General features: G+C 50.5%; 28 protein-coding genes, 1 tRNA gene and 2 pseudogenes. 11 read left to right on the top strand and 20 right to left on the bottom strand.

The window, feature by feature from the left end:
* The first annotated feature begins 3 nt into the window (after positions 1–3).
* On the top strand, positions 4–345 hold the full coding sequence (locus RI501_RS05780; protein WP_313820742.1) for a DUF1516 family protein: 342 nt from the start codon (positions 4–6) through the stop codon (positions 343–345).
* An 87-nt stretch (positions 346–432) separates the two neighbouring features.
* On the opposite strand, the gene RI501_RS05775 is transcribed toward RI501_RS05780, so the two are convergent.
* The 4 genes from RI501_RS05775 to RI501_RS05760 all read right to left on the bottom strand — a co-directional run bounded on the left by RI501_RS05775 (position 433) and on the right by RI501_RS05760 (position 5,570).
* The gene (locus RI501_RS05775; RefSeq protein WP_313820741.1) at positions 433–1,143 is read right to left on the bottom strand and encodes an aspartate/glutamate racemase family protein; all 711 of its coding nucleotides are present in this window, start codon (positions 1,141–1,143) and stop codon (positions 433–435) included.
* Positions 1,144–1,148: 5 nt separating this feature from the next.
* A complete protein-coding gene (locus RI501_RS05770; protein ID WP_313820740.1) occupies positions 1,149–2,408 on the bottom strand; it encodes a carboxylate--amine ligase in 1,260 nt (419 codons plus the stop codon).
* A gap of 415 nt (positions 2,409–2,823) precedes the next feature.
* A complete protein-coding gene (asnB, locus tag RI501_RS05765) occupies positions 2,824–4,704 on the bottom strand; it encodes an asparagine synthase (glutamine-hydrolyzing) (RefSeq protein ID WP_313820739.1) in 1,881 nt (626 codons plus the stop codon).
* A 161-nt stretch (positions 4,705–4,865) separates the two neighbouring features.
* The gene (locus RI501_RS05760; RefSeq protein WP_313820738.1) at positions 4,866–5,570 is read right to left on the bottom strand and encodes a Crp/Fnr family transcriptional regulator; all 705 of its coding nucleotides are present in this window, start codon (positions 5,568–5,570) and stop codon (positions 4,866–4,868) included.
* A 186-nt stretch (positions 5,571–5,756) separates the two neighbouring features.
* Here RI501_RS05760 and RI501_RS05755 point away from each other — a divergent pair, with 186 nt between their 5' ends.
* Positions 5,757–7,163, top strand: coding sequence for a C69 family dipeptidase (locus RI501_RS05755; RefSeq protein WP_313820737.1), 1,407 nt, complete (start codon positions 5,757–5,759; stop codon positions 7,161–7,163).
* A gap of 69 nt (positions 7,164–7,232) precedes the next feature.
* Positions 7,233–7,469, top strand: coding sequence for a hypothetical protein (locus RI501_RS05750; RefSeq protein WP_313820736.1), 237 nt, complete (start codon positions 7,233–7,235; stop codon positions 7,467–7,469).
* A gap of 131 nt (positions 7,470–7,600) precedes the next feature.
* On the opposite strand, the gene RI501_RS05745 is transcribed toward RI501_RS05750, so the two are convergent.
* From RI501_RS05745 to RI501_RS05705, 9 genes and pseudogenes are all read right to left on the bottom strand, one after another.
* A complete protein-coding gene (locus tag RI501_RS05745) occupies positions 7,601–10,117 on the bottom strand; it encodes an excinuclease ABC subunit UvrA (protein ID WP_313820735.1) in 2,517 nt (838 codons plus the stop codon).
* A gap of 402 nt (positions 10,118–10,519) precedes the next feature.
* Positions 10,520–10,768, bottom strand: coding sequence for a hypothetical protein (locus tag RI501_RS05740; protein ID WP_313820734.1), 249 nt, complete (start codon positions 10,766–10,768; stop codon positions 10,520–10,522).
* Between the two features lie 22 nt (positions 10,769–10,790).
* The gene (locus RI501_RS05735) at positions 10,791–11,225 is read right to left on the bottom strand and encodes a hypothetical protein (protein ID WP_313820733.1); all 435 of its coding nucleotides are present in this window, start codon (positions 11,223–11,225) and stop codon (positions 10,791–10,793) included.
* 24 nt (positions 11,226–11,249) lie between these two features.
* Complete coding sequence (locus RI501_RS05730; RefSeq protein ID WP_313820732.1) at positions 11,250–11,723, bottom strand: hypothetical protein; 474 nt, start codon at positions 11,721–11,723, stop codon at positions 11,250–11,252.
* 42 nt (positions 11,724–11,765) lie between these two features.
* Complete coding sequence (locus RI501_RS05725) at positions 11,766–12,245, bottom strand: hypothetical protein (protein ID WP_313820731.1); 480 nt, start codon at positions 12,243–12,245, stop codon at positions 11,766–11,768.
* Between the two features lie 36 nt (positions 12,246–12,281).
* The gene (locus tag RI501_RS05720) at positions 12,282–12,956 is read right to left on the bottom strand and encodes an N-acetylmuramoyl-L-alanine amidase (RefSeq protein ID WP_313820730.1); all 675 of its coding nucleotides are present in this window, start codon (positions 12,954–12,956) and stop codon (positions 12,282–12,284) included.
* A gap of 23 nt (positions 12,957–12,979) precedes the next feature.
* Positions 12,980–13,243, bottom strand: coding sequence for a hypothetical protein (locus RI501_RS05715; RefSeq protein ID WP_313820729.1), 264 nt, complete (start codon positions 13,241–13,243; stop codon positions 12,980–12,982).
* Between the two features lie 106 nt (positions 13,244–13,349).
* Positions 13,350–13,502, bottom strand: a complete 153-nt coding sequence (locus RI501_RS05710) for a hypothetical protein (RefSeq protein ID WP_313820728.1) — start codon at positions 13,500–13,502, stop codon at positions 13,350–13,352.
* Between the two features lie 40 nt (positions 13,503–13,542).
* Positions 13,543–13,695: pseudogene (locus RI501_RS05705) on the bottom strand (IS30 family transposase); the annotation flags it as partial.
* Between the two features lie 99 nt (positions 13,696–13,794).
* On the opposite strand from RI501_RS05705, the pseudogene RI501_RS05700 reads away from it, so the two are divergent.
* The 4 genes and pseudogenes from RI501_RS05700 to RI501_RS05685 form a co-directional block, all read left to right on the top strand.
* A pseudogene (locus tag RI501_RS05700) lies at positions 13,795–14,566 on the top strand (IS30 family transposase); the annotation flags it as partial.
* Positions 14,567–14,665: 99 nt separating this feature from the next.
* On the top strand, positions 14,666–15,595 hold the full coding sequence (locus tag RI501_RS05695) for an IS30-like element ISLpl1 family transposase (RefSeq protein WP_313819825.1): 930 nt from the start codon (positions 14,666–14,668) through the stop codon (positions 15,593–15,595).
* Positions 15,573–16,037: an Ltp family lipoprotein gene (locus RI501_RS05690; RefSeq protein ID WP_313823156.1), complete on the top strand. Its 465-nt coding sequence runs from the start codon at positions 15,573–15,575 to the stop codon at positions 16,035–16,037. Before RI501_RS05695 ends, RI501_RS05690 begins: the two co-directional genes overlap by 23 nt.
* A gap of 180 nt (positions 16,038–16,217) precedes the next feature.
* The gene (locus RI501_RS05685; RefSeq protein WP_313820727.1) at positions 16,218–16,619 is read left to right on the top strand and encodes a hypothetical protein; all 402 of its coding nucleotides are present in this window, start codon (positions 16,218–16,220) and stop codon (positions 16,617–16,619) included.
* 69 nt (positions 16,620–16,688) lie between these two features.
* Here RI501_RS05685 and RI501_RS05680 read toward each other — a convergent pair.
* From RI501_RS05680 to RI501_RS05670, 3 genes are all read right to left on the bottom strand, one after another.
* Positions 16,689–16,772, bottom strand: a tRNA-Leu gene (locus tag RI501_RS05680).
* A 57-nt stretch (positions 16,773–16,829) separates the two neighbouring features.
* On the bottom strand, positions 16,830–17,117 hold the full coding sequence (locus RI501_RS05675) for a heavy metal-binding domain-containing protein (protein WP_313820726.1): 288 nt from the start codon (positions 17,115–17,117) through the stop codon (positions 16,830–16,832).
* An 80-nt stretch (positions 17,118–17,197) separates the two neighbouring features.
* Complete coding sequence (locus tag RI501_RS05670; protein ID WP_313820725.1) at positions 17,198–17,707, bottom strand: VanZ family protein; 510 nt, start codon at positions 17,705–17,707, stop codon at positions 17,198–17,200.
* Between the two features lie 755 nt (positions 17,708–18,462).
* Here RI501_RS05670 and RI501_RS05665 point away from each other — a divergent pair.
* The gene (locus RI501_RS05665) at positions 18,463–18,942 is read left to right on the top strand and encodes a MarR family winged helix-turn-helix transcriptional regulator (protein WP_313820724.1); all 480 of its coding nucleotides are present in this window, start codon (positions 18,463–18,465) and stop codon (positions 18,940–18,942) included.
* 68 nt (positions 18,943–19,010) lie between these two features.
* Here the strand turns inward: RI501_RS05665 and RI501_RS05660 are convergent, their stop codons facing one another.
* Together RI501_RS05660 and RI501_RS05655 are read right to left on the bottom strand one after the other, a co-directional pair.
* Positions 19,011–19,688: a CPBP family intramembrane glutamic endopeptidase gene (locus tag RI501_RS05660; protein WP_313820723.1), complete on the bottom strand. Its 678-nt coding sequence runs from the start codon at positions 19,686–19,688 to the stop codon at positions 19,011–19,013.
* A gap of 218 nt (positions 19,689–19,906) precedes the next feature.
* Positions 19,907–20,131 carry a hypothetical protein gene (locus tag RI501_RS05655; protein WP_313820722.1) on the bottom strand — a complete coding sequence of 75 codons (225 nt, stop codon included), beginning with the start codon at positions 20,129–20,131 and terminating at the stop codon, positions 19,907–19,909.
* 350 nt (positions 20,132–20,481) lie between these two features.
* Between RI501_RS05655 and RI501_RS05650 the strand changes: the two genes are divergently transcribed.
* On the top strand, positions 20,482–23,199 hold the full coding sequence (locus RI501_RS05650; protein WP_313820721.1) for a glycoside hydrolase family 65 protein: 2,718 nt from the start codon (positions 20,482–20,484) through the stop codon (positions 23,197–23,199).
* 22 nt (positions 23,200–23,221) lie between these two features.
* Positions 23,222–23,893 (top strand): beta-phosphoglucomutase, encoded by a 672-nt coding sequence (pgmB, locus tag RI501_RS05645; protein WP_313820720.1) that lies wholly within the window; start codon positions 23,222–23,224, stop codon positions 23,891–23,893.
* A 220-nt stretch (positions 23,894–24,113) separates the two neighbouring features.
* On the opposite strand, the gene RI501_RS05640 is transcribed toward pgmB, so the two are convergent.
* Positions 24,114–24,884 carry a Cof-type HAD-IIB family hydrolase gene (locus RI501_RS05640; RefSeq protein ID WP_313820719.1) on the bottom strand — a complete coding sequence of 257 codons (771 nt, stop codon included), beginning with the start codon at positions 24,882–24,884 and terminating at the stop codon, positions 24,114–24,116.
* Positions 24,885–25,041: 157 nt separating this feature from the next.
* Here RI501_RS05640 and RI501_RS05635 point away from each other — a divergent pair, with 157 nt between their 5' ends.
* On the top strand, positions 25,042–25,683 hold the full coding sequence (locus tag RI501_RS05635) for a deoxynucleoside kinase (RefSeq protein ID WP_313820718.1): 642 nt from the start codon (positions 25,042–25,044) through the stop codon (positions 25,681–25,683).
* Between the two features lie 89 nt (positions 25,684–25,772).
* On the opposite strand, the gene RI501_RS05630 is transcribed toward RI501_RS05635, so the two are convergent.
* Positions 25,773–26,099, bottom strand: a complete 327-nt coding sequence (locus RI501_RS05630; RefSeq protein WP_057734418.1) for a DUF960 domain-containing protein — start codon at positions 26,097–26,099, stop codon at positions 25,773–25,775.
* Positions 26,100–26,141 lie beyond the last annotated feature (42 nt).

Here is a 26,141-nt window from a genome sequence, read left to right as displayed (position 1 = left end):
TGTATGTGGTTAGCCCTACACTTTTGGACTTGGGTCGTGCTGACGCTGTCCGTACTGCTCGGCTTAACGCGACATGCCGAAAAGCGCGTCACCCAATTTCTCTTACTGGCGCGCTGTGCTTACTTAATCATGATTATCAGTGGCGTAGTCCTCAGTATTCGCACTTTTGGCCACAATCCATTCTTAGTGAGTCTAAAGTTTGCCTTGGGGATCGGGACCATCGCGTTAATTGAAATTAGCTTCGGTCGCAAAATGGAACGGGATCAAACCCATCTGGTGTACTTTATCATGGGGGTCGTTGGCTTGATTACCGCCGGACTGGGTTTAACGCTGGCCTTTAAGTAACGTGGTCACGGAAGACCCGCCCGTTTCCTAGAACAACCAAAAGCGTCGTCAGAGAGTTCAACCTCCCTGGCGACGCTTTTTGAATTCTTATTTTTTCTGTAATTCAAGTGCCTTTTCCAATGTTCGGTCCACCAAGATGGACTGCCCGTCGGCCACCGGATACTTGGTTTCCGGTTCTCGTTCGTTGGCTAAGGACAACTCCGTACAGCCGAGGATCACCACATCGGCGTGTTGATCCTCAACCATCTGCCGGACGATATTGTGAAATAAGGCCGCATCCACCGTATTATTTTCTTTGATATCGTCGTAAATCAGTTCCATGGTCTGCTTTTCAATGGCCGCCGTGGGCAAGACCGGCGTCAAGCCCGCACGGTTCAACTCATCTTCGTAAATCTTATCGGCGATGGTTCCCCGCGTTCCGGTAATCCCGATGCGCTGAGCTGCCGGATATTGGCGTTGAATCTCCTTGACCGTTTCACGTGGCATGTGCAGGATGGGCACGTCCGTCGCCGCCTGTAAGTCATCAAAGAAATAGTGCGCCGTGTTGCACGGCAAGGTGAAGAATTCCGGTTTCAACAAGCTCTGTTGCCGGATATCCTCCAATAAACTGGGCAACGGGCTCTCCTGGGTGTGGTCCAGAATGTAGGTGGTCCGGTCTGGTACCGTCGCGTGATTTACCAAGATGTAATTCAAATACTCCTGATCAGCGTGCGCTGGTGTCCGTAAGTTCAACTGGTGCAGGTAACTTTCGGTGGCCATGGTGCCCATGCCGCCAATAATCGTAAAGAATTTTTGCATAAGTCTTACCCCTTATTTTCCGCAAAGTACTTCTTGAAGTTAACCGTGTAGTTGTGTTCCATCCACTTAATCAAGGCCCACCGCTTCAGATTCATATCCTGATCGTACCGGTAAGTCGTCCCGTAGTGGCCCGCCGCAATCAACTTCAAGGCGCGTTCCTTATCCGCATTCTCTCGGGTATATTGTTTAAAGACCTTGACGGGTACCCCGAGCCATAAGGCGTGTTGGGTCTCGTCTTGGTTGCCGTAAACGGTCGGGGCGTCCTTTAAGCTGTGCTTCACGTAGTCCTTAACCACCCAATCGGCCAGGTTGTAACCATTCAACGTGACGAAGAAGCTGCTCCGGCCCTGCCGTAAGTTGATTTCAAATAACTTGAAGGACTGATCACGCGAGTCGTACTTCATATCAAAGTTAGCGTAACCGGTAAAATTGATGGCTTCCAAGAACTTTTGAATGTCCTGGTAAATCGTTTCGTTGTATTCCGGAATGATCGCCACGTAGTTACCAATGGCCGACGGGGCACAGTCTTCCAATAGCGGGTGGCCCAGACACATCATCTTAACGTGATGGTCTTGATCCACGTAGGCGTTAAGCACCCGCATGTTACTGTCATCCCCGGGGATGAAGTCTTGCAAAATCAGGTCCGAAGTGTACCCGTTAGCGTAAATCTTCCCCACGATATCCTTGAACTCGGCCTCCGATTGAATCCGGAAGGCCTTCTTGCGTCCCTCGAAATGCACATCGAGCCATTCAACACTGTTGGCGGGCTTGAGGGCTACCGGGTAACCAAACGGCTGATCGATGGGTTGACCACTGGTGGCTTCGGCCTGGGTAATGATCCGCGTGTGCGGGTAAGGCAAGCCATATTGGTCACAAACCTTGTAAAAGTTCTCCTTATTGTTCAACTGGCGTAACTGATCGTAATCAATGTACGGGCAGATGAAGACGTCTTCGAGCTCGGCCTTATGCTTACTGATTAGCTCGGCGTACCCATCCCCGCACCCAATCAAAATGACGGGTTCGGGATGGTTGGCGTAGCGTTCCTTTAATTTGCGCATGGTTTCGATCCAGACGGGGTCCTCATCGAACCCGGGAATCAATTCCAAGTTAACGACTTTGGTGTAGCGAGTCGGTGCCAGTTGAATGCTGGCGAAGGCCTGCACGGGTTGGTGGTACAGATCGTAAAACGACCGGGCCATCCCGTAAACGTTAAAGTCGCTCCCCAATAAAACTGGGGTAAATTTGACGCCGTTTTTGGTTTCCATAACTAAACAAAGTCCCTTCACAACTACTTATGCAACGTTTGCGGTTGCTGATTTTTTATCATATTGATGCGTGGTCCCTTATCGGGATAAACCCGGTCGCCTACCAGTCGTTACTGACGGCAGCGATCCGGTAATGCTGAGTCCCGGATTAGGTTAATTAGCACAACGCTTAGGTTGAAACCCGCGTGGGGCAATTCGTCAGCGGTTTAGCCGCCGTGAACGTCCTACTCCGAACCTACCACAACTCTTTAACAGAATCGATAGTTATGCTCAAAAAATACTTTTTCCTAATAAACAAAGTGCGTTTCACCGGTTAGCCCCGTGCGGAATCAATCAAAAAATCAAGGTTGTTAGCGGACGAGTCCAATAACAACCTTGATCGTTAGTGGCGCAACTCTACGTCGTCGCCGATTATTTAGATTTGGGTCCGGTGCACCAGATCCACCGTCTTGGCCGTAGTGTCTTCTGGGAAGTACACTTCGTACCAGAGAATAAACGTGTAGATGGTGAAGATCTTTTGCATACTGGACTTACCGTTGATGTGTTCGTGCAAGATATCCATCAAGGCTTCCGTGTTGAAGAACTTGTGCGCCACGTCGGAATTGAACGCTTCAATGATCCGTGACTTGTAAGGTTCTTCCTTGATCCAGGTTGCGATTGGGGATGGGAAGCCCATCTTTTCCTTCTTCGCGACCCGTTCTGGTAGTTCCGCTTCAGCCGCCGTCCGCAGAGAAATCTTGGTTTCGTCCGCGTGAATCCGTGTCTTGACTGGCATGGTGGCCGCAAACTTAGCGACTTCCTTATCAACCAATGGCGTCCGGACTTCCAGCGAGTTCGCCATACTCATCCGGTCGGCCTTGTGCAAGATGTCATAAGGTAACCAGGTGTTGATGTCGAAGTATTGCATCTGCGTCATTTCGTCTAAGCCCTTCACATCATCGAAGAGGTGTTGGGTGTAGGCCCCGGCGTCTTGGTTGAGCTTCGGGTTCTTCAAGATCTTGTTTCGATCGTGATAATCGAACACGTAGTTAACCCGGTAGTAACGTTCGCTCAACGGCTCCGCCCCCCGGACTAAGAACCGGCGACCATGGAACCGTGGCAAGCGTTCGGCAATCGCACCTAAGCCCTTCCGAATCGGCTTTGGGACCCACTTTTGGTAACGTTCGAACGGAATGGCTTCCAGGTAGGTGTTGTAGCCACCGAAGAATTCGTCGGCCCCTTCACCAGACAAGGCCACCTTCACGCTCTTGCGCGTCCCCTTGGACAGGTAATACAGTTGCATGGCCGACGGGTTGGATAACGGTTCGTCCATGTAGTACATGATGGTTGGTAGGATATCGAAGTAGTCGTCACCAGTCATGTACAGTGGCGTGTTCTTCTGCTTGATTTCCTTGGCAAATTCCGTGGACCAACTCAATTCACTGTACTTGGAGTTCTTGAACCCTAAGGAGAAGGATTGAATTGGCTTTAGCTTGGACGCTTCGTTCAGCACGTAGGAAGAATCGATCCCACTGGATAAGAAGCTCCCGACTTCCACGTCGGCAATCATGTGGGCCTTCACGGATTCGTCCACGATACCGCGAATCTTCTTGGCATCTTCTTCGACCGTTTGGCTGTTGTCGATGTGATCATAACTAAACTTAAAGTACCGGTGCGTTTCCGTCTTACCGGCCTTGTGTAAGAAGTATTGACCCGGTAAGACCTTGTAGACGTGCTTAAACATGGTATCGCGCGACGGAATAAATTCAAAGCTCAGGTGAATCGGTAAGAGTTCTTCGTTGAATTCCTTCTTGAAGTTCGGGTGTTCCAAGAACGCCTTAATTTCAGACCCCCACAGGAAGGTATCGCCATCATCATAGTAGTATAACGGCTTAATCCCGAAGTGATCGCGGGCACCGAACACTTCATTTTTGGTCTTGTCGTAAATCACGAAGGCGTACATCCCCCGTAACCGGTCGAGCAGCTTGGGACCCCAAGCGTCGTACCCGTGAATCAAGACTTCGGAATCCACATCCGTTTTGAATTCGTAACCTAACTTCTGCAGGTCGGCCCGAATTTCTTGGTAGTTATAGATTTCACCATTAAAGGTCAAAACCTTGGTTTGGTCCCGGTTGTACATCGGTTGCTTCCCGTGAGCTAAGTCAATGATTGACAACCGCCGGAACCCCATAACAGCTTGGTCATCGCTGAAGTAGGCCTCGTCATCGGGCCCCCGGTGTTTGATGCGATCCGCCATATCGTTAATGGTATTAGCGGGAACATCCTTTTGGTTCACATAACCAACGAATCCACACATGTGCGTATCCCCTTTTGATTTTAATCTGTCTGTTGTTACTCTAAGCCTCTATTGAAACACAACACTCATCATTTTAGCAAATTTAATTGGTGAATACCATCATCTGACGGATTCTTTACCAGACCGTTAACAACTGTTCCAGACCAGTTTCGCCGCGCCGTTTACTGCGGCGCGACCGCCTGTAATTGCGGCGCATCGACCACCTGAATCGAGCGCCGGCCACTGGTGATGATGGCGCCGGCCGTAACTAACTGCTTGAGCTTACGACTGAGTGACTCCGGCGTCATCCCCAGATACGCGGCTAGGTCCTGCTTACTCATCGGCAGCGTCACCGTCGTGGCCTTACCCTGACTAAGATCCACCAGGTATCCGGCTAAACGGGGCAACGCATCGGGAATTGCCAGTAAGGTCGCCTGGTGTTCGGCACTTTTCAGCCGGACCGCCAGAGCACTAAGCAAGGCTAGGGCCAGGGGCGGCAGCCGCCGGACCAAGTCGGTCAGGGCGTCACGAGAAATCGTGCAGAGTTCCGTGGTCTGGGTGGCCTCGGCGTAGTTACTGTGAATTTCATCCGTAAATAGGGCAATCTCACCGATGAAGTCGCCCGGGTTTAGTACCCGTAAGACCCGTTCCTTACCATCATCAGCCAAGTGGTACAGTCGGACTTGCCCGGTGTTGACGATGTACAACGTCTGGGACACCTCTTCGGGCCGGAAAACGGTCTGCCCCTTCTTCGCGTGAATCGGCCGGGTCACCTCAGCGACCGAGGTCAACTGCGGCTGAGCCAGTTGTTGAAAAATTGGCACCCCAGAAACGCATTCCAATTCACGGGCCAGCGAATGTTGATGCTCTGCTACGTGTTCTACCATTATTCTGCCGTCCTTTCTGTCAATTCAACCTCTATTTTAGCAAATTTAGCCCTAAAACTGCGAAAATATGTTCCGATTAGAAAATGTGCTATATTAGGATTAACTTTAAGCAGCGGTCACTGCTAATGCTAGTAGCGATCATCCGGTCAACCGGCAGTGCCGCCACCCTTGTCAGGAGGAATTCTTGTGACCCGTCAAACGCATCAAGCCTGCACCTCATTTCTAGCCGGGAAGCTCGCCACCCTCGATGGCAGCACCCTCATCGCCCGCAACGAAGATAACTCGGTGGCCATCTGGCCCAAGCGGACCCTGGTACACCCGAAAAACGAAGCCCGCAACCTGCACTTCGTCTCTAAAAATAACCAATTTACCACCACCCTCCCCGCAGCGGCCGCACAGTACACCGCCGTTCCCGATAGTGACCCCAGTGCGGGTGATTACGGCGAAAGCGGCATCAACGGCCATCAGGTGGCCATGAGCGCCACCGAAAGTGCCTACACCAACAGTCGGGTCCTGGGCGTCGATCCTCTGGTCCCTGACGGTCTCGCCGAAGACGCCATGTTAACGGTGGTGCTCCCCTACGTCGACTCCGCCAAGGCCGGTATTCAACGCCTGGGACACCTGGTCAGCACACAGGGGGCCGCGGAAACCAACGGGGTCTTGTTTAGTGACCTCGACGACGTCTGGTACATGGAAATTCTCAGTGGGCATCACTGGGTGGCCCAACGCATTCCCGACGACGCCTACGCGGTGGTGGCCAACCAACTCGCCATCGAAGACGTCGATTTCGACAGCCCCAATTTTCTGACTTCGCCCAATTTGCGGCAATTCGTCCAGAGCCACCGGCTGAACCCGGACGGTGGTCGCTTCAACTCCCGGCACATCTTCGGGACTCACAGCGATCAAGACGCCCACTACAATACCCCCCGGGTCTGGTTCGGCCATCATTTGCTGACCCCCAGTGCCTTTGAGGAACCCACCAGCATGGACCTGCCCTTCATCCAACACGCCGAACGGAAGATTGGACTGGATGACGTGGCCGCCATTTTAGGCTCCCACTACACCGCCACCCCTTATGATCCGTTGGGCACCGGGAGCCCCGCCGACAAAACCAAGTTCCGGGCAGTGGGCCTGGCCCGCACCGAAAATAGTCACATTCTCCAGCTTCGGCGCGACGTCACACCCCAACGGGCCGGGATCATTTGGCAGGCCTTCGGTAACCCGGCCTTCAATCCTTACGTCCCGTTCTTTGCGGCCGGTGACCAACTAGCCCCAGCCTACGCGGCGGCTAACCCCACCTATAGTGCCACCAACCCTTGCTGGCAGGCCAAGCTGTTAGAGGTACTCAGTGAGGCCCACTACCACCAAAACCGCGCGTTACTGGACGATTTTCTGAAAGCCAGTCAAAGCCAAGGTTTCCAACGGGTCACCGCGGGGGACCAACTGGTTTCCCCGTCCGCCCACGACCTCGGGACCTTTAACGCTGCGACTGCCACGGCCTTTATGGCCGCTCTCCAGACGCAAATTGGGCGGTTGGTCCAGGCCAACGCCGAGCAATCCGCGCTATCATTTACCATGGACGCAAATTTGTAAATTGATATCGTTTTCATGGGAACTGCGGTATAATAAAACCAGTAACTGATCCTGAAAGGAATGATTGTGATGGATGAAGTGGTACTTTTCAATCCCGGCGATTCTATTGGTAACTTCCACGATTATAACGAGGCCATTCAAACGGCGCAGATCTATCGGGACCGGCACCTGGACTCAGGACACGTCCTCGTGGTGAAGAGCCAAAAGGGAGAACCGTCCTTCGACATCTTCTTGGCGGACCAAAAGCTTAGCGACGCCAACATCAAGACGTCCCAGAAGTATACCGTGTCTAAGGAAATTAACTAGCGAATACTCAAAGTGCCGTGGCGATTGCCACGACACTTTTTTGTTGAAACGTTCCTGCCAAAAAGGCCGCTCAAAACTCTAGCACTTCTGGTGCTGGAGTTTTGAGCGGTCTTTTTTAAAGTTTTACCGAACTAGGGTTGAAACACGGCCTGATCAAAGGCCCGTTTCAGATACTGTCCGGTCACACTCTGCGGGTTAGCACTCACGGCTTGCGGCGTCCCCGTGGCGACCAGTTGACCGCCCAGTCGACCACCGCCGGGACCCATGTCGATCACGTAATCAGCGTTAGCAATCAACTCCAAATCGTGCTCGATGGCCAGCACCGTGGCGCCCTGTTGTAGCAGTTGATCGAAGACTCGGATCAGTTGTTGAATGTCTAAGGGGTGTAAGCCCACCGTGGGTTCGTCGAAGACAAACAACGTACCGGTTTGGCGTTTGCCCAACCGTGAAGTTAATTTCAACCGTTGGGCCTCCCCACCGGAGAGTAACGGCGTACTTTCACCCAATAGCAGGTAACCCAGCCCCATATCATGGAGCGTCTGTAGCGTTTGTTCGATGCCCTTCTCGGTCGCAAAGACCAGTAACGCTTCGTCGACGGAGAGCGCCAGGATATCGGCAATGCTGTAGTCGTGCCACTTGATGGCCAGCGTTTCGCGGTTATACCGTTTCCCCTGACACTGTGGGCAGACCTGGGTGATATCCGGCAAATACTGGACGTCTAACGAGATTTGCCCGGTCCCGTTGCAGACCGGGCAGGCCCCCGCCGCCACGTTATAGGAAAACCGGCTGGCGGTGTAGCCCTTGGCTTGGGCCGCCGGGGTCGCCGCAAAGAGTTTCCGGAGATGGGTCAAAATATCGGTGTAGGTCGCCACCGTGGAGCGGACGTTCTTGCCCACTGGTACGGAATCGACCACGACCACGTGCCGCACCCCGTTGCGTTCCAACTGCTTAACGTGTTTCGGCAACGGCGTCTTGGCCACCTGAGCCTTGATGGCCGGAATTAGACTGTCCAACACTAAGGTGGTCTTGCCGGCCCCGCTCATCCCCGTGACCGTGGTCAGGCGGTTCTTAGGCAGCTTGGCCGTCACGTCGTCGATGTTAAAGCGGTGTTGGACCTCCAGCCCGATGGCCCCCTTGGCCCAGAGTTGTTCGGCGGGCACCTGCGGCCGCTGCCGTAAGGGCGCCTGCCCCGTTAGAAACGGCGCAATCAACGACTTAGGACTGTGAGCCACCTGCGCAACGGTCCCGTGATCGACCACGGTGCCGCCCAGTTTGCCGGCGCCCGGACCAATCTCCAGCACGTCGTCGGCCGCGGCGATGATCCGTGGGTCGTGGTCCACGACTACCACGGAATTGCCCTGGGCCACCAAACCGCGGAAGGTCTTGATCAACCCGGTCACGTTCGCCGGGTGCAGCCCCACCGAGGGTTCGTCCAATACGTAAAGCACGCCGGTCGTTGCACTGCGCAGGGTCCGCCCCAACTGAATCCGTTGGAGTTCCCCGGTCGATAACGTTGCGCCCGGGCGACTTAACGTCAGATAGTCGAGCCCCAGGTCAAATAGCGGTTGTAGGCTATCTTTGAGTTCGCTGACCAAACTAGTGCCCATCTCGTGCATCGCAGCGGGTAACCCAGCCACGATGGTGTCCGCAAACTGCGTTAAGTCGCTTAACGGGAGGTCACAGAGTTCGGCAATATTGCGGTCATTAATGGTCTGCTGCAGGAGTTCTGGCTTCAAACGCGTGCCGTGACAGGTCGGACAGGTTGAGAAGGTGTAAAACTTGTTAAGCTTGGCAATCGTCCGCTCGTTCTTGGTGGTCTTCACGCTGTCCTCGACCGCCGCAAAGGCGTTTTCGTAGACGGCGTTATCCATGTGAAAGATTTTACCCTTACTGCTGGGAATGTTGAGCGACACCGTTTCCTTCTTGCCGTGCAGGACCCGTTGCTTCATCTCATCGCTAAGATCCTTGTAGGGCACGTCGATGGGAATGCCGATCGCATCGGCCACCACCGGCATGAAGTTGCGTCCCGGTAGGTGCCAAGAGGCCACCGCCCCCTCGCGCAAGGTCTGGTTCTCGTCGGCAATGATCAGGTCGGGGTCCAACTGCCGGACCTCGCCTAGACCGCCACAGGTGGGACAGGCGCCATCGGAATTAAACGCAAAGTCTTCGGCCCCGGGTGCCGTGAAGTGCACGCCGCAGACCGGGCAGGTCAGATGACCCATGTTGCCCGCCACGTCGAGCGTCGGCTTCAGCCGGTGACCGTTGGGACAGACCGGTGACCCCAGCCGGGAGAAGACCAGCCGGAGGATATTTAGGCTTTCGGACATGGTCCCCACGGTCGAGCGGACGCCGGGAACCGCCGGCCGTTGTTTCAGGGCCAGCGCCGAAGGCAAGTATTCGACGGAATCCACTGCGGCCTTACCGACCTGGTTGATGCGCCGCCGGGTAAAGGTCGACAGCGCGTTCAGGTAGCGCCGCGCGCCCTCGGCGTAAAGCACGCCCATGGCCAAAGAAGACTTCCCCGAGCCACTCCGACCGGTAATGGCGACAAATTTGTGAAGCGGAATGTCAACGTCGAGGTCCTTTAAGTTGTTGACCCGCGCGCCCCGTACCTTGATGGCTTGGGGTAATTTAGGTGTTGCTGACATGTCATTTCCCCTTTCGTCACGAAATGTTTAACAGATTAATTTTCCCGCTAAGTGCGGGAGAGGGCAAGGAAAGACACTGCCAATCGTTGATAGCGTAAAAAGCTGCGGCAACGCTGCTAACCGCTGAACTCGTCTTAGCTGAGAAACTATGCATGATTTTAACAATCTACATTGAATAAAAGCCCGTCCCCACTCAGGAACAGGCTCTATTTACTATTTATGGGCTACTTTTACCCGGTACCAATTGCTCGTCAGTCCTTGATAGCCATACTGATTAAAATACTGCTTCAAGCACGCACGTTTCTTTCCCGCAACCCGCTTAGTGGTTCGTTGGAAATAATCCCGGCTGGTCCGCGTAACGCCATTTTGGCGCCAAAGAATCGAAAACTTAGTTTTGGTATCTTACTTCACGGCATGCCGCTTAGCCAACTGATACTTAGTCGCTCCTGAGCGATCCGTCAGCGTCATAGACCGCCGTGTGACCTTCATCTTTGTCCAGCCGAGCTTTTTCGAGTTATAGGTATACCAAGTTCCTCGCATCGACTTCGGCAAGCTAGCGCTAGCACTAGCCTGAATCCCCGTAGCTAACGCGAGACAAATAATCATTGCTAACCCCATCAGGCATAAAGCCTTAGCGCCTTTTTTCATCATTAACCACCCTCATTAGCATTTTTTAATAGCGCGTGTAAGACCGGACCAGATTTCCCATCGCATCCCGGCCAACAATGGCCTGTCCTGCCCAGGTAAACGCTAGATGCTTAGCGTTCAACAACTTAAACTTCAGATTGCCGGTTTTACCATAATGTTTAATTTGGCCACGAACGATGTAAGTACGTCCGGTCTTACGCCATTTAGGCCGTGTAATGTAATGATGATCATTCGGCAATAACACATGTACTTTCTTTTTGGTAAACGTCACCCTTAGACGACTAACCGGAATTTTTTGAACATCCGCTCCCATGTAGGAGATTGCCTTGGTGCGCCATTTGCCCCGTAACGCGGTTGGAATTCCCGTATGCCATTTAGCCTTTGCTTGGGCTTCCGTTGAGCCCAGCGCACCAAACAACCCTAACGCGAGACTACCGACTATTAAGCTTCTTATTTTCAAAATCCCCGCTCCTGTCTCATCACATTATTCCCTGAATCCCTGGTTGATGTTCCCCCTGTACGTGAACGAATAATGGGGTTTAAAGTGCGTATAGTAGGCCTGAAACCCGCCATTAGTTGGGAGAATTAGAATATGGCGCTTTTTATTTTGAATTCGCTTATACGCTGAGCGAATATTAAAACTACCCATAGCTTTTCCTTTACGGGCAATACTGTAGTATGTATGGTGGCCGCTCTTAAGTTTCGAGACAGCTACCCGCTTAGCGCCATACGCCAAGTTCATGTCGGGATCACTATGGCGAATACTGTGCTTCGTGATGACCATCTTATCTAATCTGATTTTATGATTTAGCCGGTACTCAAATTGAAAGTACCAGGTTCCTCGTAAGACTTTAGGGGTCGTGTAGGCCTTTTTCGCTGCCCGTGCGGTCGTCAGATTACCTGCTGGAAGCATTAGGAAGCCCGTCATGACCGCGACCAAGATCCTCTTTAGTTGCACCCTAGCAAACCTTCCTTCGCTAATGACTTTTCCTTTAGACGTTTACATCTGAGATTGGTACGACTTAATGCCAAACGCTTTTTTCATGAAGCTCTTGGTCACGGGTTGATAACCCCCACTTAACCAAACCTGGTGTCCCTTTTTGATTGGCTTAAGCTTCATTCTATCCGTGGACCAACTTGACTTCTGTTTTAAATGAATCGTCCAATACCCAGCTTTATTCGGCTTCTTGCTAATGGTAAAGGTCTGATTGACTTTTACCTTTTTACCCAAATGTAGTACCTTGTCTTGTTTATAACCCCAGCGTCCCTTGTCGTAAAATCCGACGGTACTCCGCAGCGTCTTTTTAGTGATCTTCAGATAATACGGAACCTCAGGTGCGGTTTGAAACCATTCGCCCCGTAGTGCCTTGGGGGTAGTCCGGGCTTGGGCACTGGCCGTGACTGGCGCCAACCCGAGACTTCCAGTAACCGTCATGACGCCCAAAAGTGCCAAGCCCTTAACTAAGCTAAGTTTTTTCATGTTTTATTCACCCATTCTTTACCGATGTTAACGAACCTATTTGATCTTTTCGTTTGTGATCGCTTCAATGTCCGCTTTCGCGATTTTACTAATATTTTTGCGAATATGTTTCATATCGTGCTTATTGGTAATAAAGCCCGTTTCAATGAGACTATAGTCAATCCCGCGGCGCCGCAACACGTTACAATTCCGCAAGTTCGTTCGGAAGCTGTAACCCCGGTAACCCGGATTGAGTCCCACATACTTCTTGATGACCTTCGCAAGACGCTTGTCCCGAGCAGTTGGCTTTCGCTTATGAATAATGACATGACCACCATGCCCGCCGGCCGCATCTAAATGAAACATGATCACCGTCGTCTTTTTATTAATCTTATACGACCCCTTGTGGAACACTAATGTGTCGCGGACAATATTGTGCTTGGGGTTGTAAAAGGTTACCCGACTCCCCTTCACTTGCTTAGCATACTTTTTCAATTGCGGTAACAGGTGCTGCCGTAAAAATCGGGCTTCATTAGTGCCGTTGCCTTGCGCACCGCCATCCCCGGCACCGTGCCCCATTACCAATAGATAATGGTGTTTAGCTTTCGGCTTCACGGTCTTTGCAGCTGTAGTCGTGGTCGCCTTGGCCTGTGCCGTGGTCGTGAACACACTACCAACCGTTAACGGTAGCAATAATAAACTTAAACTAATCCACTTTTGCCATTGTTTCATCCTGAATCCCAGACTCCTCTATGCTATGTATTTTTTGGTTCGTGTTGTTTCAACGTTTGCTTGACCCACCGCTGTGAATAGCCATATTGATCCGAGAGCTCCTTGATGGTCATCGTCGGATAATTCTTTAAAATGGCTCGAGTGGCCCCCTCACGGTCATACAGCTTCATGGGTAAATTCAGCTGTGAGCCCCGAAACTCTTCATAAAATTGTAACAGCAGGTCACTGCCGAGGAGTTCGTCTAACCGTTTATACGTTGGTTGGAGCGCATCCTTATCTATCATCATACCTTCCACCACCTCAAACTATTTTTCTGACGTTATGTTAGCAAACTTTCATGGCAGATAAAAACCTGAGCAGCAGTAAACATTACACGTTAAAGTAACTGTTAAATTACTTAGAATTTAACTGAACGTAGTGCCGCACCGTCCGTTCTGCTAAATCGTACTTCTGACTTAGCTGGTGAACAGACAGGCCCCGTTGATGGTCGAGCTGAACTTGCCGGACCGTGATTTCATGCCGCACCAGTCTAAGGGGAAAGTTCACGGTACTTCCCCGAAAGTTTTTAAAGAGGCAAATTACAAGTTTAATCCGAACAAGCCCGGAATCTTTCAATGGCAGTCTGTTGATGATGTATTTTTAATGGTCGTTGATTAATTAGTTCAAGTGCTGCTAGGATCTCATCAGTCGTTACTTGGCTAAAATTGGTCTTTTTCGGGAAGAACCAGCGTAACCGTCTAGGCAAATTCTATAATTAATCCGAACAGAAATTAAAAAGCCCAAAGCAATCACTTACAATGGTAGTAGCTAATTCCAACCAATATAGGGAGTGATTACTTTGGGTACATCTACTTTATCACGTTTTCAACGTGGCGCACTAGCACAACTGGTCAATGAAGGGAATAAATCTTACCAAGTAATGGCTGACGCCTTAGGCGTCGCCAAAGCTACGATTAGGGGCTATGAGTTGGACCGGGTTAAACCTTATGATCCAGAATTAGCTCAGCAAGATGCAGATCGCAGAAGGCGGAATTGCGGTCGTCGTTCGATGCTGACGGCAGCATTAGCGACTTTAATTACCAATCACTTACGATTAACCTGGTCACCAGAAACCAGTTGCGGCCGCTTATAACTTGAGCACTGCGTCAATTTATAATTGGCTTAATCGTGGCTGGCTCCCATTCAAATTGACTGATCTACCCAATCGGAATGTCCGCCAGCACCGAGTGAGCGAAAATCGTGGGAAATTTACAAGTGGGACTTCAAGTCGAACAACGGCCAACAACTGTTAATCAACGGTTAGCTTTTGGTCATTGGGAAGTAGATACGGTGCTTTCTAGTCGAAGTGAGTCACGATCATGTCTGGTTACATTCGTAGAACGTAAGACCCGACTTCTATGGGCCATCAAAGCCCCTAATAGAACGGCTAAGGCTCTAAACACCGCCTTTGGCAAGTTTATGGGGGCCTTCGGTCCCCAAGTAAAATCCATTACTGTTGATCATGGTAAAGAGTTTGCCAATTATCAGGCCTTAGAACAGGATTATCAGATCAAAGTTTATTTTGGGCTTATTCACCATGGGAGCGAGGTTCCAATGAATATTTTAATAGAGGTAGATTGTAAAATTAATCCGAACGCTGTTCGGACAAAAAAGATCAGCTTCCTTTAAAATGGTGTTTACCACAAACCCATCTTTTAGGAGCTGATCTTTTGTCTAGTATAACCTATTCCGAACGAATTAAAATCGAAACCTTTTGTGAACTAGGGCTGTCCAATATCCAAATGGGCGTTCGGCTGAACCGATCACCGTCAACAATTTCTTATGAATTATCTCGATGTCAACCTTATCAGGCTGAATTAGCACAAACAGATGCCGAATACAAGCGATCACGATGTGGTCGGAAAACTAAGCTGAGCGATGAGTTAAAGCAAAAAATTCTCAACCATTTACGTCTAAGCTGGTCACCAGGAATGATTGCTCACGAATTTAAACTAGCTACTAAATCTATTTATAATTGGCTAAATCAGGGGAGAATTGATTTCTCCTTGAATGATCTACCTGAACATGGCGTACGCCAACGGCGTAACGTTGACCAACGATCCAAATATAATCAATCTTTGGGGCGATCAATTGAACAGCGTCCCATGATGATTAATCAACGTAATCGCATCGGCGATTTTGAACTAGATACAGTCGTTGGTCCTCGTGGGCATAGTAAGGCAGTTTTATTAACTTTAATCGATCGAAAATCACGGTTCCTTTGGGCATACCGGTTAAAAGATCGAACGACAGCGAGTGTTAATGAAGCACTGACTAAGTTCCTAACAACTTTTAATGGACCGGTGCACAGTTTTACTGTGGACCGTGGTACTGAGTTTAGTGGGCTAGTATCATTTGAATCACAATATGGTATTAAGACCTATTACTGTCATGCTTATACGCCAGCTGAACGTGGTAGTAATGAACGCTTTAATCGGAATTTACGTTATTTTTATCCTAAGGGGACTCGTTTTGAGCACATTAGTGCTCAAGATTTAACGACGACGTTACTCCAAATTAACCAGCGACCGCTTAAAATACTCGACTGGCAAACACCGTATCAGGTTATGCTGACCAATTTGTCCAAAAATTCGGATTAAATTTGCAATCTACCTATTAACCGGATTATCGTTAGCAGCATGTTCTGACGACTCTGCGGACACGTCATCATCCAGCACAACAGATACCACTAGTAAACTTGCTTCTACTTCCTCTAGTTCGTCCTCTGAAGTACCAGCTGAGTATGGCGCCGCCTTAGATAAAGCAAAATCTTATGCCACAACTATGAATATGTCGGAGCAAGGCGTTCGTGATCAATTATCTTCATCTAGCGGCGAAGATTTCCCAGACAAAGCTGTAAACTATGCAATGAAAAACCTTACCGGTGTTGATTGGAACAAAAATGCCTTGGAGAAGGCCAAATCTTATCAGAAAGATATGGATATGTCCGATAATGCCATTAGGGAGCAATTAACCTCATCGGCTGGTGAAAAATTCACTGCTACTCAGGCCGAATATGCCATTCAGCATCTGAATGGTTAGTCTTTAAGATCCACCGCAATTCAATTCTGCTTAATAAGCTTTAAAAAATACAGAAAAAATGCTCCTCTCGCGGGGAGCTTGCACTATCCCCCCGCGATAACCAGGCATTAGTTCGACTTTAGTAGCGAAAAACAGACCCGATACGGATGTCTTTAAAAGCTGAATTTGGAGGTGGAAGTATTGTTTAAAAAGTCTTTAATGGTTGTCCTTGCAACTATAGTGTTTAGTGGCACAACTATATGCATCAATCAAGCTACAACCACTAACGCTAAAAAATTAACGCCTAATTTAATCAGAAAATACTATCCAAAGGAATATAAGATAAAGGTCAAAAAGACTCGCCGCGCCGCCATCGTTAAGTACCGCAAACGTGGTGGATTCTATATCGCTGGCCACGTCACCATTCACAAAGGAGAAACTGTACGAACCTATTTTCGTGGTGCCGGTCCCTTTGAATGGCAAGTTACTGGTGGAAAACATGGGAAATATACGACTAAAAACAAAAAATATTCTGTGAATTGGACCAACACCAATCAATTTAAAATTCTACATGCTTATCCCATTCCAAAGACCCCGGTTTAGAACCCTACTTAATTCATAACAGAATAAAAAAGGACATCCATCACTAGATGTCCTTTCACGTCATATCAATGCCCCGAGCAGGATTCGAACCTGTACTTGGTTTCCCAAACAGCGACCTGAACGCTGCGCGTCTGCCAGTTCCGCCATCGGGGCATTTCTTAACAACAAATAACATCTTACACTATCTGGTTAAAAAAGGGAACCCCTTTTTTAACTTTTTTTCTGTGGAAAGGTAATTGCCGTGCCATAACCGTGCACCACCAGGAACTTCGGCGCTACGTTCATCTGAACCACCTCGGTATTGAAGCGCACTTCGATCAAACCATCCGCGCCCGCCTCCTGTGCCTGCCGCATCAAATCCTGCTTCACCTGGTCAAACAACGGGTCGAAGCGCTCAAATTCGTCCGGTTTTTCCGACGTCAGCATCGTGTGCGCCGTTGCCGTGATGATGCCCTGAATTGCGTGTGAGCGATTTAGCCCACCTGTCGTCATAAACATGGTTATTCCCCCGTTTTCACACTCATTACTTCTATAGTGACCTATCCGCTAAAGCTTGTCAATCACCATCACCGATCCGGTCAGGACAGCTTAATGGTCCCTCGTCGAAGCAGCCAGGCCATCAGCAATGCTCCCAGAACCACTCCCGTAAAATTCGTGATGACGTCGTTAATATCAACCCAGCGTCCCAGACTAACCAAAGCATTACCGATAGCCTGGCCACCTTCAAGGGCTAGCCCGGTCCCCAGCCCCGCTAAGAGCCACTGCGGCCAGCGGAGTCGGGGCCAATTTAACTGTAACAACATTCCTTGGGGCATGGTCATCACGATGTTTAGCCAAAACGACGTGTCCATATCGGCCGGGTCAAAGGGTCGTAAGACCCAGACGCCACCGGACCACCAACTCGTATGGATCTGGGCCAGCTCACCGTTGGTGCCGAACGAAAAGGCCACAGGCGTCCAGGTTAGCGCACTCAACCCCCAACAGCCTAGCCACCATAGCGCTCGCCGATAGTGGTGCCGCCGACAATTCTTCACAATGACTAACAGCCAGACTAGGCTGACCAAACCAAATGGTACCCATCGACTCATTCTCAATCCCCCTCTTATAAGTGAGGTTTAGTATAGGCCAATTCATTGACGGACACAACGCTCCCGCTGATTCCGTGTTTTCCTCCCCAACACCTTGACGACGTCAGCCGCCCAACATTTGGTCAGATTTGACAACTTTTTTGAGATTATCCGTTTAGCCTTTAAACGACTAGCCTTCTTTCTGTCTCCCATCACACCATTCCCGCTAATCAGAAACCATCCTTCGCCCTCGCTGGGAGTAACCACACCTAGGTCAACCTGGCTAAATCTGTCAATTCGTCACTTTACTTTGCTTTACTGTCGAAATTTGGTAACTTCTCCCGGTCGTTAATCAACGTATTAATGGTTAGCACGGGGAAATACCACCGTTTACTGTTAGTTCCGTTGAGCACAGGTCCCCAGCCATGAGGGACTTAGCGCAACTTTAAAGACAACCGGTTGAATTTTTGCGTCATAAGTGTTTCTTTTTTGACCCCATTCTGGTAAACTTGCGCAATTAGTAAGTTTCCCCACCAAAGTCCCCTTTGACCAATCAATCTTCCCTATTAGTGAATGGGGTGACGATTTTTGGGGAAAAATGATAATTTACCTAATTATCATTGAACTGGTCGATGGGTCTGCTATATAATTATCATGATGTTACAGTTTTGTCATGATGTGGTCTTGGCAAGTGAACCCTAGCGAGTTTTTCTACTTGCTAATGACAATTAAATTGTATACAATACTATTTGAGATAAAGAAACGAGGCCGCGGACATGTCTGAAGTTACCCCGGTATTACTGGACGAACAACTTTGTTTCTCCCTCTACTCTGCCAGCAAGAAGTTCAATCACTTCTATCAAAGTGCCTTAGCACCCTTTAAGTTAACCTACCCGCAATACATTGCGTTGTTAGCTCTTTGGGAAGATGCACCCTTAACGGTCCACCAGTTAGGCCAACGGTTAGAACTTGATAGTGGGACGTTAACCCCACTGCTGAAGCGGTTAGAAAAGCAAGGTTGGGTGACACGGGTGCGGAGTCGCACCGATGAACGCCAGGTTTTGATTCATTTAACGGCAATGGCCACGGCCAAACGCGATGAAGTTTATCAACGTATCGGCCAATGCCAAACCCTCTTGGGAATGTCGGACGAAGAAATCGAAACGTTAATGACCGACTTAGTGACCGTCAAAGCCCAACTAGATCAGGTTAGTCACCAACGTCTGATCGATAAACAGGTTAACCTACAAAAATAGCTTACACATCAAAAAAGTGCCCACCATTAGTTGGTTGGCACTTTTTTCGTTTCATTCAACTTGTTCGGTCAGACATAGAGGCCCCACAACAGGATGCCCATCGCCAGTAAGTTATTCAGACCATGTAAAATAATGGTGCTCTGTAACTTACCGGTCTTACGGTAGATGTAGGCGAAGGTCCCACCCATGACGGCGTAAATCAGCCAACTGGCAACCGTTGAATTGGCGTGAACCAACGCAAACGCGATACCACTGATCACCACGGGGGGCCAAAACGACAGCCCGTCTAGACAACCGTCAATCAAAATCCCCCGGAAGATGAACTCTTCGATGAAGGGGGACACACAAATTGCTGTGAAACTAAGTAATACCTGAACTAACAGTCCCTGTTTCAGCAACGCCGCAATGGCCTGATTATTCGCCGTGCTGACCTGATGGAACCACACCCGATTCAACCACGTCAACCCCTGCTCAACCACCAGAATGAAGACGTAGCCTTTGACCATCATCCCCCAATCAGCACGGGTCAACCGTTGCCACCGTGGAGAAATCCGCTGGTATACCCAGGCGGCTAACCCTACGGTAACCCCAAATCCTAGTAGATAAACCCCACTCCACAGAACTCGCTGCCAGCCGTTAGGCGTCGTTAAGGCTAATAGGGGGCGTTGGATCACCCCCGTTAGAATGACCAACCCAATCAGCCATAGCCAATTCTGATTACTAACCCGTTGTTGCGGTTGCGGCACGATTGCCATCTCCCTTGTTTTAAAATAAAAAGATGCGGTACTATAGAGTTGCGGATGAGTTTGGACCAACCTCCAACTTGTGCGTGAGGATTCTGTCCTCATTCAACAGACAGATTTCATTTTACTCCCCCAAAGTAGATGAAATTTTTACAACATAATCCCCCAATTATGTTGTAACCTTACTCTTTGGCCATTGCGACTTATCGTAATGGCTTTTTTTAATGCGTTGAATGTTCGTCATCCTCATCTAGGTCTTCAGCAAGCGGTCGTCGCCACAAAAACCAATATAGTGGGAAGCTAGCCAGGGTGCTCAATAACAGTCCCCCAAACCCCACGGCCCACTTGGCCCAGCCAATCAATGACCAGCCTAAAATAGCCCAGATGGTCCCGCCCACGATGGCCGCGGGGACCAACATGATTAATAAGGAAGCTAATATTTTCAATGAGACGGCTCCTTTCTATCGAACGACTCGGTTGAGATAAATTCTACCATAAGTTCTTCGCAAAGTGGGCTCTGCGACGCGTTTCTTTTTGTTAGCGGTTACAATAAAGATAATCGGCATCTTCCGGGTGACCCCCCGTCGTTAACTCCCTGAACCACAGCAGGTTGGCCGGCTCCCCCAATTGAATCGTTCTTCAATTTCTGCAACCGATTGCAATTTTGCTCTGGCGGGTTTTGTGCTACGATTATTTTGGAGCTGATTTGGGGAAATAATTGTCATTTCCGTCAGTGGCGTCTAAGCTTGAATGTGAAGCGACACACGAAATTGACAGAAAGGAAGCCGATTCAGTTTTGAAAATCATCACACTTCACGTTTTGGATGACGCCCTACAGGTCAGCTACACCCCAGCGGACCATACGCATCCGCAACGGTCGTTCACCATTGCCTATAACGCCGAGCAGACTATCGGGGAGAACCTCGAAAATCTTCGGGTGAAGTTAGTGGGCCTGGCCGTTGACGCGGCCGTGGTCGACAATGCCTTAAGTTACCCCTTCTCCGATACGGTGGTGGGCATCAATCATCAGCGCATCGATATTGGTCTAGCCATCACCAACATGCTTAACATCCCCGTGGTGAGCCAACAGGCCGTTCAACAACACGGCCTCACCCAAGCGTTGGCCACCAAACGCGACTACTTGACCTGGCACTTGGACTATTACGGCCAATATCAGGGAAAGTGTAACTACGGCCAAGAAGCCATGTTAACCGTGGGAAACGGCTTCTTTGGGGTCCGGGGGGCCTACGTGGAGGCCCACGCCGATGCCGATAACTATCCCGGTATGTACGCCGCCGGATTATACGATCAACTAACCACTAATCTCAACGGCCGCCAAGTGGTTAACGAGGACCTGGTTAACCTCCCCAACGCTCAGGCGCTGACCTTTGGCGTCGATCACCAGACGCCCTTTCAGATTAAGGCCAGTGACATTCAGGACATCTATCGCAGCCTTGACCTGCACACCGGGGCACTGACCACGACCATGCTGGTCCAACTGTCCACCGGCCACGCCCTGCAGATTGAAACGACCAAACTAGCGAACTTCAAAGATTGGCATCGTCTGGCAATTCGTTATCGGGTGACCCCCCTCAACTTCGCCGGGAGCCTTCAACTCTACTCCGAAATTGATGGTAGCGTTATCAATAGCAACGTAGACCGGTATGCCGCTTTCGATCAGCACCACCTTCAAATCACCGGTACCACTCAGCAACCCGAAACAATCTACCTCGAAGGCCAGACCAGAACCTCACAGGTGCACTTTGTCTTCGGGTCACGGCTCACCGGGCCCGGTCAAGCTCAGGCCACGCCGACCGACACCCAGCCACACGCCCAACAACGGGTGCGGCAGATGCGTTCGGTCACGGTAGCCCCTCATCAGACCTACACCTTTGAGAAAAACGTGGTCTTCTTCACCGACCGCGAAACAACCACGAACCTGATGACCGCGGCCACCCACGAATTACCACTCGCCACCTTCGCCGACACCCTGAACAGCAGTACGGCTTACTGGACCAAGCGCTGGGGGCAAGCCGATATCCAAATCACCGGAGATATCACCGCTCAGAAATTGATTCGGGTCAACCTCTACCACCTTTTCTCGGCGGTTCAGGCGATTAGCTCGGGGAAAATCGACGCCTCGGTTAACGCCCGGGGGCTGGACGGCGAAGCTTACCGGGGTCACGTTTTCTGGGACGAGATGTTCGATCTCCCCATCTACGCGTTAAACGATCCTCAACTGGCCCGCCAACTGCTCCTTTACCGCTATCGGCGACTTCCCGCGGCCAAACAAAATGCGCGACAAGCCGGGTACGCCGGGGCTATGTACCCTTGGCAATCCGGTACTAAGGGCGACGAGCAATCGCAGGTTGTCCATCTGAACCCGTTAACCAACACCTGGGATCCCGACTACTCGTCACTGCAACGCCACGTGTCGTTGGCCATTGCCTACAACGTGCTCCTATACGTGCACGTCACGGGAGACCAAGACTTCATGGTGCGTTACGGCTTAGAAATGCTCCAGGAAATCGTGCAATTCTGGCTCAGTAAGGCCCAATTAGATCCACAAACGGGCCGTTACACCATTGATCAGGTCATGGGCCCCGATGAATTTCACGAAAACTACCCGAACGCCGACACAACGGGCTTGGCGAATAACGCCTACACCAATCTCATGGTGGCCTGGCTGTGCCAACAAATCATCCAGGTTCGGCACCGATTGGCCCAAGCAGCCGTCACGGCTGTGGACCAGCGAACCGGCTTTACCGCCCAGACGTTGACCCAACTCGACCAGGTGGGCCATCACCTTAAGCTCGATATTAACGATCAGGGCATCATCGGTCAGTTTGAGGGTTACTTCAAACTCCCCACCCTCGACTTTGCCAAGTACCAGAAAAAGTATGGTGACATCTCCCGGATGGACCGGATCTTAAAGGCTGAGGGTAAAACGCCCGACGCCTACCAGGTAGCTAAGCAGGCCGACGCGTTAATGGCCTTCTATAATTTAGATGCCCCACAAGTGTTGGAGCTACTAACCCAATTAGGGTACTCGTTGCCTAAGGGAGCCTTAAGTCGCAACCTGCAATTTTACCTGGACCGCACCACCCACGGTTCCACCCTATCGCGGATCGTATACGCGGCATTAACCGCCATGGCCGATCATCAGGACCAATCCTGGCAGCTTTTCTCTCAAGCCCTTTTATCCGACTACTACGACATTCAAGGTGGTACCACGGCCGAAGGTGTCCACTTGGGCGTAATGGGGGCCGTAACGTTCATGTTGACGCGTTTCTACGCTGGCGTAGACGTCTTGGCTTCCCACGTCACAATTGCGCCGCACTTGCCTCAAGCCTGGCAAGCTGTACGTTTCCGCCAGACCGTGCGTCACGTCACCTATGACCTCACCATCGATCACCATCAAATTCAGATTACCGCAGATCAGGATAGTACCATCGAATTCAAGCACCAACCGGTTGCGCTGACCGCTCATCAACCCGTTACACTTACCTACTAACTTTTTTTAAGGAGTGTTCATTATGACCAAATTTGCAGACATCAAGGGCTTCGTTTTCGACCTCGACGGCGTTATCACCGACACGTCCGTCTTACACGGCACCGCTTGGCACCAACTCGCTGACTATTTAGGTGTGGCGTGGTCCAAGGAACTAGCGGACGGACTGAAGGGAATTAGCCGGATGGACTCGCTGGAGATGATCTTAAAGGCCGGCGGGAAAGAAAACGACTATACGGCCGACCAAAAAGTGGCATTGGCCGCCAAGAAAAACACCAACTACGTGGCCGAGGTCGATAAGATGACGCCCGCGAATATCCTTCCCGGGATGAAGGCCTTCCTCGACGATATTCGCGCTAAGGGCTACCTATTGTCCCTGGCTTCCGCTTCCAAGAACGCCCCGCGCGTCTTGGCTAAGTTGGAATTAACCGATTACTTCCCCGAAATCGTCGACCCAGCCAGCCTTAAGCACGGCAAACCGGATCCCGAGATCTACACCAAGGGTGCCCAACTCCTAAATCTGGATCCCGCACAATGTGTGGGCTTGGAAGACGCCGCCGCTGGGGTTCAAGCCATCAACGCCGCCGGTGAGACCTCACTAGGAATCGGTGATGCAACCGAACTGGGAGCTGCCGATATGGTCTTCGCCGACACCTCACTGGTAACCTTAGCCAACATCGAAAAGCACCTGGCCTAATCCCTGAACGGCACATCGTTCAATTAGGCCCATGGCCGCTTAATTGGTGAGCATGAACGCAAAAATGGCCCTTATTCCTGTACTGGGAGTAAGGGCCATTTTAGGCCTTAAAGTATCATTTTCGGCACCGTGGCTACAAATCTGATTGTAACCCGGTTAAGAACCGAGGGTGAACCAGTAGTCTTAATGCAGGCCCGCTGAATCTCATTACTTTTAATCTTTAATCAATGAGGTTAAAGTGCTTGAGTCCCCGAACGATTCCGTCCGTCTGGTTGGTAGTGGTCACGTAAGCCGCTTGGGCCTTGGCCGCCGGCACCCCGTTTTCCATGGCAATTGGCACATCCACTTCGTCAAACATCTGCAGGTCGTTAAACCCATCCCCGAAGGCATAGGTCCGCGCCGTTTCCAGGTGAGCCGCTTGTAGGAACGTTCGAATCCCGGTTTGCTTGCTGACGCCCGTGACCATGGTATCCAACGCGCGCGGGTTATTGCGCACAAAGTTGAGCTGACCGGCAAACCGGTCCTGATACAATTTTAACTTATCGCGGTTAAACACGTTTAAGAAGTTGATGGGCTGCGTACGGTACCAGTCTGGGTCCACCACAGCGTGGAGCCGCAAAAGCTGAAAATTATCCCGGGTGTCCGGTGTCGCCTGACTCAGCCGAAAGCCCCGGTTGTTAAAGTAGCCCACCGGGTCGCCCTGCTGTGCGGCGAACTGGGTGACCGCCGTTAACACGGTTGGCTCAATCACCGCGGCCGAGAGTCGCTGCCCCTGATACTGAACGTAACTACCGTTGGCGCTGACCACGGCATCGATTCCCGTGGCGTCCAACACGTCCTGAATTTCAAAAATGTTGCGACCGGTCGCAATTACCGGTAGCCCGTCGTGGCTTTTTAATTTCTGAATCGCGGCAATGCTTTCGGGTAACACATTCTTGGCGTTATCGAAGAGCGTCCCGTCTAAATCAAAAAATACGACTGCTTGCGTCATTCTGTTAATCCCTCCAAATCCACTATTACCAACACTTCCATTATACAACAATGCCCAAACTCGCCAAAGTGGACCGGAAATTTCTCGCAAGTAGATGTGGTATTGGTAATTTTTGTGGTACACTATATCTTGTATTTTCTATAAAAGAGGGGCTATCATGGTGATAATTACAGCAGGAATGATTGGGGTCGGTAAGACGACCCTTACAGGCAAAATTGCCGCACACTTGAACACACAAGCATTTTTCGAACCGGTCGGTGATAACCCAGTGTTACCACTCTACTACCGGAACCCGAAGCAATACGGCTTCTTGCTGCAGATTTACTTTCTCAACAAGCGGTTCAGTATGATCAAGCGGGCGTTGGCCGACGATAACAACGTCCTGGACCGCTCAATCTACGAAGATGCCCTCTTCACGCGTGAAAACAACGCTGAAGGGAACATCACGGATACGGAACTGGAAGTCTACTTAAACCTTCTGGACAACATGATGAACGAGCTGGACGAAATGCCTAAAAAGGCACCGGATTTGTTGGTTTACGCCGACGCCGACTTTGACACGATCCTCCACCGGATCAAGAAGCGGGGCCGTGATTACGAACAATTCGACAACAATCCCGAATTGGAAGCCTACTACAAGAAGATGTGGACGGCCTACAAGGGTTGGTACGACGACTACGACGTCAGTCCTAAGATCAAGATCGACTTACAAAAGTACGACTTGGAAACGCCGGGAAACATCGACATCGTCTTAGGTCAGATCGACGATGCGTTGAAGGACATCCGCGTGAACGCGTAATTTTTATGGACAACGACTGTGCCTAGTGCGGTCGTTGTTTTTTATTGAGGACACCAAAAAGCCACCGATAATCGGTGGCTTTTTATCGTTTAATTCTGATTCGTTTCGGAGGGTAATAAGATAATTTGACTATCCCCATCGTCGTAAGCCAGGACCGTCTCCGGCAGGTTCGAACTATAGGCGTAGTCGGTATCAAAGGCGGCCCCGAAGGTCTGTTGGGCCTGCTCGTCCGTTTGCACGTACTCAAAGGTCGTGTGCCCTTGATGGTTGTGGAGTTTAAACGTGAGTAAGTTATCTAGCGGGAACAGGCCTTGCAGATCCTGATCGATAATCTTCCAAACCACATCAATCATTTCACCCGGCAGAACGGCTACGGTTCCGTAGCTCGCATACCGCGCATGATTACTTTCAAACATTTGATCGCCTCCACTCGTTATCTCGCTAACCTTAAACTATAT

Origin of the sequence: Levilactobacillus zymae, assembly GCF_032190635.1 — a bacterium.
Classification (GTDB): domain Bacteria; phylum Bacillota; class Bacilli; order Lactobacillales; family Lactobacillaceae; genus Levilactobacillus; species Levilactobacillus zymae_A.
Note: the sequence above shows the minus strand (reverse complement) of the source record. Positions and strands in the feature narration are given on the sequence as shown.

Bases quoted from the DNA above. Each gene is read 5' to 3' on its own strand.
- RI501_RS05715 (WP_313820729.1), bottom strand. From the start codon at position 13,243: ATGATGATAGATAAGGATGCGCTCCAACCAACGTATAAACGGTTAGAC.
- RI501_RS05780 (WP_313820742.1), top strand. From the start codon at position 4: ATGTGGTTAGCCCTACACTTTTGGACTTGGGTCGTGCTGACGCTGTCC.
- RI501_RS05775 (WP_313820741.1), bottom strand. From the start codon at position 1,143: ATGCAAAAATTCTTTACGATTATTGGCGGCATGGGCACCATGGCCACC.
- RI501_RS05630 (WP_057734418.1), bottom strand. From the start codon at position 26,099: ATGTTTGAAAGTAATCATGCGCGGTATGCGAGCTACGGAACCGTAGCC.
- RI501_RS05675 (WP_313820726.1), bottom strand. From the start codon at position 17,117: ATGTTTATGACGACAGGTGGGCTAAATCGCTCACACGCAATTCAGGGC.
- RI501_RS05770 (WP_313820740.1), bottom strand. From the start codon at position 2,408: ATGGAAACCAAAAACGGCGTCAAATTTACCCCAGTTTTATTGGGGAGC.
- pgmB (WP_313820720.1), top strand. From the start codon at position 23,222: ATGACCAAATTTGCAGACATCAAGGGCTTCGTTTTCGACCTCGACGGC.
- RI501_RS05760 (WP_313820738.1), bottom strand. From the start codon at position 5,570: ATGGTAGAACACGTAGCAGAGCATCAACATTCGCTGGCCCGTGAATTG.
- RI501_RS05725 (WP_313820731.1), bottom strand. From the start codon at position 12,245: ATGAAAAAACTTAGCTTAGTTAAGGGCTTGGCACTTTTGGGCGTCATG.
- RI501_RS05635 (WP_313820718.1), top strand. From the start codon at position 25,042: ATGGTGATAATTACAGCAGGAATGATTGGGGTCGGTAAGACGACCCTT.
- RI501_RS05745 (WP_313820735.1), bottom strand. From the start codon at position 10,117: ATGTCAGCAACACCTAAATTACCCCAAGCCATCAAGGTACGGGGCGCG.
- RI501_RS05750 (WP_313820736.1), top strand. From the start codon at position 7,233: ATGGATGAAGTGGTACTTTTCAATCCCGGCGATTCTATTGGTAACTTC.
- RI501_RS05665 (WP_313820724.1), top strand. From the start codon at position 18,463: ATGTCTGAAGTTACCCCGGTATTACTGGACGAACAACTTTGTTTCTCC.
- RI501_RS05640 (WP_313820719.1), bottom strand. From the start codon at position 24,884: ATGACGCAAGCAGTCGTATTTTTTGATTTAGACGGGACGCTCTTCGAT.
- RI501_RS05670 (WP_313820725.1), bottom strand. From the start codon at position 17,707: ATGAGTCGATGGGTACCATTTGGTTTGGTCAGCCTAGTCTGGCTGTTA.
- RI501_RS05720 (WP_313820730.1), bottom strand. From the start codon at position 12,956: ATGAAACAATGGCAAAAGTGGATTAGTTTAAGTTTATTATTGCTACCG.
- RI501_RS05740 (WP_313820734.1), bottom strand. From the start codon at position 10,768: ATGATGAAAAAAGGCGCTAAGGCTTTATGCCTGATGGGGTTAGCAATG.
- asnB (WP_313820739.1), bottom strand. From the start codon at position 4,704: ATGTGTGGATTCGTTGGTTATGTGAACCAAAAGGATGTTCCCGCTAAT.